The following is a 6,313-nucleotide window of genomic DNA, read 5'->3' as shown; positions in this document are numbered from 1 at the left end:
CATGTCACTTGACGTGTGGAGAGTGCCGCACCTAACATTGGCCGTGCTGTAATACAGACTGTCGTCCCGCATTTGGGACGATAAGCCTCTTCGGTCGCCGACGGTCTCGCAACGATCGAAGCCCCACCTCGGCGCACGCCAATCCGGTTTCATGGCGACCCCGACCGCCGAACACCATGCAGGACAACAGATCTGCCAGTGACATGCTAGGCAAGCAGAACGGAGAGCAAAGTTGACCGGGGAACATCTGAAGGCCGAATCACGTCGAGTCGTTGCCGGCCTCGACGCCAACGGACAATCGACCATCGTCAGCGACGAGAACACTCCGGCGCGCATCGCGGCACCGACCTTCACGGTCATGAACCTGTGGCAGGTCGACCGACTTCCCGTCCACGTCGACGACGGGGACGGTCTGGGACGTGTGACCTTGATGCCGCCGATGGGCAGCCTGATCTACCGCAAGGCCACCTTCCCGCCCGACAGCGAGTGGGACGCCGCCGAATACCAGCAATCACTGCAGGCGCTCGACAGTGGCGACTCCCACGACGGGGACAGCGGAATCGCGGGCTTTCACCAAACAGACAGCATCGACATCATCACCATGCTTGACGGGGAGCTGTACGCGGTGCTGGAGACCACCGAGACGCTGCTTCGCCCGGGAGACACCTTCGTCCAACGCGGCGGCAAGCACACCTGGAGCAATCGCGGCGACACACCCGCCACCTACGTCGCACTGACCATTCCCGCACACCGCTAAACCCCAACCACCACAACACCTTCAAGCCGCCGATCCACCCGGACAGTGAACCGGGTGACGATCTGGGCGGGCGCATTTGCCCCATCGGCTTGGGTACGACGAACCAACGAACAAAGGAAGATCAATGGGAATACTGGATGGACGGGTTGCTCTGGTCACCGGGGCTGCGCGAGGGCAGGGACGTGCTCACGCTTTGACCCTTGCCCGCGAGGGCGCCGACGTCATCGCCCTCGACATCGTCGACCAGATCGAAACGGTCCCGTTCCCGATGGCCAGGCTCGATGATCTGGCCGAGACTGAACGTCTGGTCAAAGAACTCGGTGGGCGCGTGATTGCGATGCAGGCCGACGTACGATCCCAAGATCAACTCGATGCGGCTGTGTCGAGAGGGCTCTCTGAGTTCGGTCGGATCGATATCTGCATCGCCAATGCTGGGATCTGGCAGCTTGCCCCGATTTGGGAGATGACCGAGCAACAGTGGTGCGACGTCGTCGACGTCAACCTCAACGGAGTATTTCGTACCGTGCGCGCGGTTGCGCGCCCCATGATCGATGCCCGGCGCGGCGCCATCGTGATCACCGGATCGATGAACGGGATTGAACCCGGGATGCATTACGCCCACTATTCGGCGTCGAAGGCTGGGGCCATCGCATTGATGAAGAACGCGGCGCTGGACCTCGCGCAGTTCGGTATTCGATGCAATGCCATCTGCCCCGGCATCGTGGATACGCCCATGCTGAACTGGCAGGGCGGTTACGATATGTTCGCCGGTCATTCCGGCGGTACCCGGGAACACCTTCTCGACGCCGCACGGCACGATCACGCACTGGCGGGGGTCGCCGCGATCCCTGCGGAGGCAATGGCGGAGGCGGCGCTATGGCTTGCCTCGGATGCCGCTGCGTACGTCACCGGAGTCGCATTGCCTGTGGACGCAGGCCACTTGCTGCTCCGTGGCCACAACTTCACGCCCGCACAGGCCTGAGGAGCGGAAGTCGTGGTGCTGCAGGTCAGCAGCCCCAGGCTGGGCGGCGTCGGGGTAGCACTGCGACCTCGGTCTAGGGTCGTCTCGGCGCTCACACGGGCACTTCTCGTTCTGGCTGCAACCGTGCTCGCTGTGCCGCTGGCTGGCTGCGGATCGGGTACATATGGCGCGCCCCACCCTGTCGGTGAGGGCCGAACTACCAGAAGCACCATTCCCGCAGTGGATTTGGCGACGCTGAAGAGGATGGCCCGCAAGGTCTTCAATCCTGATCTAGACGTCGCGCAGCTAGCACCAGAGTTGCAGACGGCCCTCATGGCGGGGTCCGTGCCGCTCGATGATCATCAGCGCAAGATCTTCGATACGTGTATGACGAGCTCCTCGTGCGAGACCGGACAGGGTCGGTACACCCTCGCAATCCTGTCCGACCTGGTGCATCCTTTCAGCGCAATCGCCCGCGCCGAGATGGTCTCCTTTGCCATCAAGAGTGGTGAAATCGCCAACATCACCTATTCGAACAGCGGTCCAGATGTTCAACGGCACATGACCGACTGGCGCATTGCCATCGCCAGAGGCGACGATCTGATCGGCCCACAGTTCAGTGCGGTTGGTAATCAGCTAGGGCCGGTCATCACTCAGGCCAAGGCTGCCGGCATTCCGGTTGTCAACGGCGCCGTGCAACTGGATCCTGTTGTCGCCGAACGGCTTACGGTCAACATTCACTTCGATCTGTGCGGTATGTGGGAGTCGGCAGCCCCCATTCTCAAACAGCACCTCACCGAACGGGGTGTACATGACCTGACCTACGCCATGTTCACTGGCGTTCCAGGCAACGTGTACGCGCCCACCTGGCAGCCGTGTGCAGAGAAATCCCTCGATGCGGCCGGTTTCACCAAGGTGTACGACGGCACCACCAATTGGACTCCGCAAGGAACGGTGGAAGCGGCCGGTCAGTTGCGCGCCTCGGGTAAGAAGCCCGCACTCATCGCCTACGACGAATCGGCGGCCGACTTCATCAACGCCTACACCGCTGCAGGTGACCATGCCATTCCCACGCTGATGCTGTCGGGCAGCACGACGCTGGGCACGCTGAAGGCCTATCAACAGGCCAAGCAGGACGGGTTTGACCCGGATGTATTCATGATGCCGGGCAGCCACTGGCTGTATGGGGCGGCTTTGGCGACTTCCCTGGAAATCAAAGACGGCAAACAGCCGTCGTCGCGAACGATCGAGTACCCCATGGGGATCGTCAATGCGGCCGACGTCATGGCGCAATCTGATCTGTCACTGCCTGACGTTGCGATCAACGGCACCTTGGTCGACAGCCAAGACCAGACCGAGGCTCTCGCCAATTGACTACTGACCTGACCGCCGCGGAAGGCACCTGACATGACCTTGGACAAAGCGCCAGCCCCAGGGCAAGCCGACACCGCCCTGCTTCGGGATTCTCGACCATCCCGACGCGCCACCCCGTCCGAGGACGATGCGGCTCTCCGGCTCTCCGGTGTGACCAAGGCCTACCCGGGCGTCACCGCATTGAACGAAGTCGATTTCGCGTGCTCGGCCGGTGAGGTTCACGCACTCGTCGGAGAGAATGGTTCCGGAAAGTCCACATTGATCAAGGTCGCTGCCGGTGTCTTGGTGGCCGATGCTGGCACCGTGCACATCGATGGTGCTGTCATCCGAGGCGGGGATCCTCGGGAAGCCCGCCATCACGGCCTGATGACTGCCTATCAAGACACATCGTTGGTAACGGAACTGACCGTGGCCGAGAACATCGCCTTGTCGTTTCACACGCTCGGCGTACGGGTGCCCCGAGACATGGAGTCGATCCTCTCGCGGTACGGCCTGCCCTTCGGGCCGACTGACTCGGTCAAATCGCTCGGGCCAGGTGGTCGAGCGATGCTCGAGGTCGTCAAGGCCGTGATTCATTCACCCAAGGTCTTGGTGCTCGACGAACCGACCGCTGCACTCGACATGCAATCGGCCGAGCGGCTGCAGAACTTGATCCTCGCCGCCCGCGACGACGGCGTGGCCATCGTGTACGTCAGTCATAGGCTTGAAGAGGTGCGCCGTTTGGCTGACCGGCTCACGGTGATTCGTGACGGGGTGATACGGGGCACCCACGCTCGAATGGACTGGCAGATCGCAGACATCGTCGAGCTGATGGTCGGCGCACCGGTCGATCTGGAATATCCGCACCGCCGAGACGACCGCGCCCATGCCGCGCCACCGCTGCTGGATGTGCGCGACATTGAAGGCCTCGGGCTGGGCCCCGTATCGATCGCCGTCGGCGCTGGCGAAATCGTCGGCATCGCCGGCGCCGAAGGCAATGGGCAACGCAAGCTACTCAGAGCAATCGTTGGATTGAATCGAACTGGCGGCTCCGTGCATCTGGACGGCAGACCAGTTCGACCTGCAAATCCGACTGAATCAGTAAAAGCCGGGATAAGCTTCCAAAGCGGTGACCGCGCAGCCGAATCCATCTTCCCGACGATGTCGATTCTGGACAACGCCTCTCTCCAACTTGGCCGCGATGCCGGTCCCGTCGGACTATCGTTGCGGCGGTCCTTGATGCCACGCTTGGAGGCCGTGACGGCCAAGCTCGGAATCGTCGCGGCTTCCCCCTACCAACCCATTGGGGCCCTGTCCGGAGGCAACCAGCAGAAGGTCGTGCTGGCTCGGCCGACGTTACAGCGACCGAGGGTGCTCATCGTCGACGAGCCGTCGCAGGGCGTCGACGCCAAGGCTCGTCTCGACATCTACACGTCACTGGTGGAGGCGGCGGACGCCGGGGTTGCCGTGCTGATCAACTCGTCGGATTCTTCGGAGCTGGCCGGTTTGTGCGACCGTGTTTACGTCATGGCCGACGGCCTTGTCATCGATGAGTGCACAGACCAGATCAGTGAGTCAGACATCGTCGGGCGGTTCGTCGGCGCGAAAGGCACGCTGCTTGCAGGGTTTCAGGCTTCGGCGCATGGTTCGCGCGGCCGCCGACTGGCCGCCGCATTCGCCTCGCCGCAAGTACCCGTGGTCGTGCTTCTCACGATGCTCGCGGTGGTAGGCATCGTCACCACCGCCAAGATCCCCTACTTCTTAACCTCCTTCAATGTCGTCAACATGTTGGTGTTGGCGCTGCCGCTGATTTGTCTGGCCGTCGGTCAGCAGTTCGCCCTTCTGGCCGGCGAATTCGACATATCCATCGGTGCCTCGACCACGGTGGCGGTATGTACCGCATCCTTTGTGCTGGCCGACTTCACCGCCAGGTCGGTCACCATCGGTGTTCTGCTCATCATTGCGTTGGGCGTGGCTATCGGCGCGCTCAACGCTTTTCTGACCAGGTCATTAAAGATCAATCCCATCGTCGCCACGATCGCCACGATGGGTATCTTGACGGGGGTCGCGGTCCTCCTGCGCCCTCGCCCGGGCGGGTCAATCGCACCCGAACTCGCCGAGGCCACCTACCTCGGCTTCGGGCCCGTGCCATTTGCGTTCCTTGGCCTCATCATCGTCGTGGTGGCACTGGACTACTGGCTTCATCGGACCGGATCGGGGCTAGCGGCGCGGGCCGTTGGCTTTGACCACGAATCAAGTCATCGAGTCGGCGTGCGTGCGAACCGATTCAAGACCCTGGCTTACATCGTCGCAGCGATTGGCGCCGTAGTTGGCGGAGTGTTCTTGTCCACCCAGGTTGGGGTCGGAAGCAACACGGTTGCCCTGGGCCTTGCGCTGCCGACCTTCACTGCCTGTTTCCTTGGGGGAGCCACCCTCGCCGGTGGGCGCGGGACATTCGTAGGCGCGATGCTGGGAGCGCTGTTTCTCACCGTATTGAGCAACGCGACGCAATTCCTCGGAGTGCCCTACGAGACCAGTCAACTGATGTACGGCGGGATACTCCTCGCCGCCGTCGCTACCTACGCACTGGCTGCGCGACGCACCTGACGGCAAGTGACGGCAGAAACGAAGATGCACCAAACATGCAGCTATTTATGGACGTTGGCCGTCGTCCCGACCAGTGTCACCTCCCGTGGAGGACACGCCTCACACTCCAAAACATCTCGTCTTGCGGACCGTCGGCGAAGGCTGGCGGCCGACTTTCCTCAAACCAAGAGACCGAAGGCAGGTACGTAATGGAAATCGCGGCCAATCAACCCTCCGTAAAGGGCCTGGCGGACATCGTCAGCGGAGACGTATATTTCGATAGCATCGCCAAGGGGAGCGAGCCATCCCGAATCCGTGTGGTGATCGCCCATTTCGCTCCCGGAGCGCGCACCGCATGGCATTCCCACGCAGTCGGCCAAACACTGCACATCATCCAGGGGATAGGTCTGGTGCAATGCCGCGGCGGAGATGTGATTGAAGTTCACCCCGGTGACACCATCTACACCCCACCCGGAGAGTGGCATTGGCACGGCGCCGCGGCGGATCGCTATATGTCACACCTGAGCGTGACCGAAGCTCCCGAGCCCGGAACCGTGCCCGAGGCCGACTGGGGTTGCCACGTCACCGAAGACGAATACTTAGCACCTCGCACGCAGACCAGGCGCTAGATCCACGCATGTCACTTGACGTGTGGA

Annotated in this window: 5 protein-coding genes; all 5 read left to right on the top strand. The window is 62.2% G+C overall.

All coding sequences use genetic code 11. The annotated features are described in order from the left end of the window. Nucleotides 1-232 precede the first annotated feature (232 nt). Nucleotides 233-757 (top strand): cupin domain-containing protein, encoded by a 525-nt coding sequence (locus B1790_RS33030; RefSeq protein ID WP_079927500.1) that lies wholly within the window; start codon nt 233-235, stop codon nt 755-757. 124 nt (nt 758-881) lie between these two features. Further along, entirely contained in the window at nt 882-1,739 is an 858-nt protein-coding gene (locus B1790_RS33025) for a mycofactocin-coupled SDR family oxidoreductase (protein ID WP_079927499.1), read from the top strand. A 219-nt stretch (nt 1,740-1,958) separates the two neighbouring features. Further along, complete coding sequence (locus B1790_RS33020) at nt 1,959-3,092, top strand: substrate-binding domain-containing protein (RefSeq protein ID WP_079927498.1); 1,134 nt, start codon at nt 1,959-1,961, stop codon at nt 3,090-3,092. Between the two features lie 33 nt (nt 3,093-3,125). After that, complete coding sequence (locus B1790_RS33015; RefSeq protein ID WP_079927497.1) at nt 3,126-5,678, top strand: ATP-binding cassette domain-containing protein; 2,553 nt, start codon at nt 3,126-3,128, stop codon at nt 5,676-5,678. A gap of 188 nt (nt 5,679-5,866) precedes the next feature. After that, entirely contained in the window at nt 5,867-6,286 is a 420-nt protein-coding gene (locus B1790_RS33010; protein ID WP_079927496.1) for a cupin domain-containing protein, read from the top strand. Nucleotides 6,287-6,313 lie beyond the last annotated feature (27 nt).

The organism is Mycobacterium sp. AT1, assembly GCF_002043095.1.
In the GTDB taxonomy this organism is placed as follows: domain Bacteria; phylum Actinomycetota; class Actinomycetes; order Mycobacteriales; family Mycobacteriaceae; genus Mycobacterium.
The sequence above is the reverse complement of the archived record's forward strand: the minus strand, read 5'-3'. Positions and strand labels throughout refer to the sequence as shown.

What these genes read in the sequence shown, in the direction of transcription:
- B1790_RS33025 (WP_079927499.1), top strand. Translation starts at nt 882, where the DNA reads ATGGGAATACTGGATGGACGGGTTGCTCTGGTCACCGGGGCTGCGCGA.
- B1790_RS33010 (WP_079927496.1), top strand. Translation starts at nt 5,867, where the DNA reads ATGGAAATCGCGGCCAATCAACCCTCCGTAAAGGGCCTGGCGGACATC.
- B1790_RS33015 (WP_079927497.1), top strand. Translation starts at nt 3,126, where the DNA reads ATGACCTTGGACAAAGCGCCAGCCCCAGGGCAAGCCGACACCGCCCTG.